Raw genomic sequence first — 2452 nt, forward strand, 5'->3', positions numbered from 1 at the left:
TGTTAATGGCCAATTAATCTGACCCACCTCTGGCCAACAATTTTGACCCACCCATGGTGGCATTGGCCACCGTTCCATGTAGCGTCACCCGCCTTATGCACAGGCCGGGGACAGATCATTGAAGGAGTGGGTTGTGATTCACAAGATCAAGGGGTTGTATGACCAGAGCCGAGGCCTGTCGGTCCGTGCCATCAGTCGTGAGCTGGGGATTTCCCGGAACACAGTACGCAAGTATCTGCAGCTAGATGAGGTGCAGATTAGCGCCGCTATTGCTGACCCTTCGCGCACCAAGTTGCTCGACCAGCACCGTGATTACCTGATCAATCAGCTGGGTCAGTTTCCAGCCCTCAGCGCGGTCAAGCTGGCCCGGCGCCTGAGGGAACGCACCACTGACCTGGCGGTGTCAGACCGGAGCATCCGCCGCTATGTGCAAGCGCTCAAGCAGCAGGTTGCCAGCGGTCAGCTGCGCTATTACGAGCCGGTCGTTGAGTCGGTACCAGGCGTCCAGTGTCAGGTCGATCCCGGTGAGCTGCGGGGCGTCATGATCGGCGGTCTGGAGCGCGTCGTTCACTTTGTGGTGTTTGTGCTGTCCTGTTCCCGGCTGATGTACGTCGGCCTCGACTTCAGGCCACTGGATACCGAACGATTCATCCAGATGCACGACGAGGCCTTCCGCTACTTTGGCGGCGTCACCGAGGAGTGCATCTACGATCAGACCAAGATGGTGGTGATCAACGAGCAATACCGTGAGCTGACGCTGAACCAGCGCTTCCACCAGTATGCGACTACCGTCGGGTACCGCATCCACGCGTGCGAGGGTTATGATCCGGAGAGCAAGGGCAAGGTGGAGTCCGGGGTCAAGTACGTAAAGCGCGACTGCTTTTACGGCGAGCAGTTCCAGGACGAGAACGCCGTTCGCGAGCACTTGCATGACTGGCTTGAGACCGTGGCTAACGCACGTTTGCACGGCACGACGGGGCATCATCCACGAGCGCATTTCGAGACGTTGGAACGTGCCCAGCTCAAGCCTTATCTCGTTCCGCAGAGCCTGCTGCACGTGGCGCAAGCAATCGAGACCCGTAAGGTCGACAAGACTGGCTTGATCTCCTGGCAGGCCAACAAGTACTCGGTGCCCATGGCGTGGCAGCAAGCCCGTGTCGGTGTCAGCGCCCAGGACGACCAGTTGCTGATCCATGATCTGGAGAGCGGTGAGCTCATCGCCACCCATGACCTGTGCAAGGCCAAGGGCCGGATGGTCAAGAACAACAACCATTATCGAGACCATGCCCAGCGCATTGCCAACCTGGAGCACGGCATCGACTCGATCTTGCCCGATGGCCTGGGGGCAACCCTGTGCCAACTGCTCAAGCGTACTTCCCCGCGCATCTACAAGGACCAGCTGGTCGCCGCACGCGACCTACTTATGGCCCATGCGCCAGTTGATACCACGCTACTTGGTGAGCTGTGTGAGCGCAGCGAGCTGACTGCCACTGGACTCAAGCGCTACCTCGAAGCCTGGCAGCAAGCCAAGGCGCGTGGTCGGGTCATCAGCGATCAGGACTATGCGCCCGTAGCTGGCAGCCAGGTCAGTCACGCTGACCTGAACGCTTACGCCCGGGTTGGCCAGTCGACTGGCCACGGGGTGACCCCATGAGCCTGCTCGATAGCACCATTGCGCAGTACCGAAGCCTGCGCCTCAGCGCGACCGCCGGTGAGCTGGCCACTCTGCTGGCCAGGGCTGAAGCCAATGAACTGTCCTACCTGAACTTCGCCCAATCACTGGTCGAGCATGAGCTGAACGCCCGCTCCAGCAGCCGCGTGAGCCGCAACCTCAAGCAGGCGCAGCTCCCCTCGGAGAAACATCTGGAGGCCTTCGATTACCGGCACCAGACCACCATTACCAAGCGGCAGGTCAGTGCCTTGCTGGACTTCAGCTTTATCGACAACCGGGACAACCTGGTGTTCATCGGACCACCGGGCGTGGGCAAGACCCATCTGGCCATTGGGATTGGCCACAAGGCTGTCCAGGCTGGCTACAAAGTGCTGTTCCGAACCGCTCTGGCACTGGTCGAAGACCTGGAGCTGGCGGAGATGAAGGGCGAGCTGAAGAAGCGTTTGAATCAACTGAGCAAGTACGACGTGCTGATCATCGACGAACTGGGCTACCTGCCAATGACACGGCAGGCCCGCTACAACCTGTTCCAGTTGATCAACAACCTGTACGAGTACCGCTCGGTCATCCTGACCACCAACAAGGACTTCACCAGCTGGGGCGAGTTCTTCCATGACGACAACGTGGCCGTGCCCATCATCGACCGCGTGATCCACCATTCACACATCTTTATGCTGGGAGGTGAGAGCTATCGACTGAAGCAGAAAACCGGCGGTTAGCGGTACGCAAGTGGGTCAATTTTATTGGCCAAAAGTGGGTCAAAATTAATGGCCATTGACA

Annotated in this window: 2 protein-coding genes; both read left to right on the forward strand. The window is 59.1% G+C overall.

Features of this window, described 5'->3' with window-relative positions:
• The first annotated feature begins 133 nt into the window (after nt 1-133).
• On the forward strand, nt 134-1654 hold the full coding sequence (istA, locus tag K787_RS0121285; RefSeq protein WP_022964808.1) for an IS21 family transposase: 1521 nt from the start codon (nt 134-136) through the stop codon (nt 1652-1654).
• Nucleotides 1651-2391 carry an IS21-like element helper ATPase IstB gene (gene istB, locus K787_RS0121290; protein WP_022964809.1) on the forward strand — a complete coding sequence of 247 codons (741 nt, stop codon included), beginning with the start codon at nt 1651-1653 and terminating at the stop codon, nt 2389-2391. Before istA ends, istB begins: the two co-directional genes overlap by 4 nt.
• Nucleotides 2392-2452: the final 61 nt, after the last annotated feature.

Source organism: Halopseudomonas pelagia CL-AP6 (assembly GCF_000410875.1).
In the GTDB taxonomy this organism is placed as follows: domain Bacteria; phylum Pseudomonadota; class Gammaproteobacteria; order Pseudomonadales; family Pseudomonadaceae; genus Halopseudomonas; species Halopseudomonas pelagia.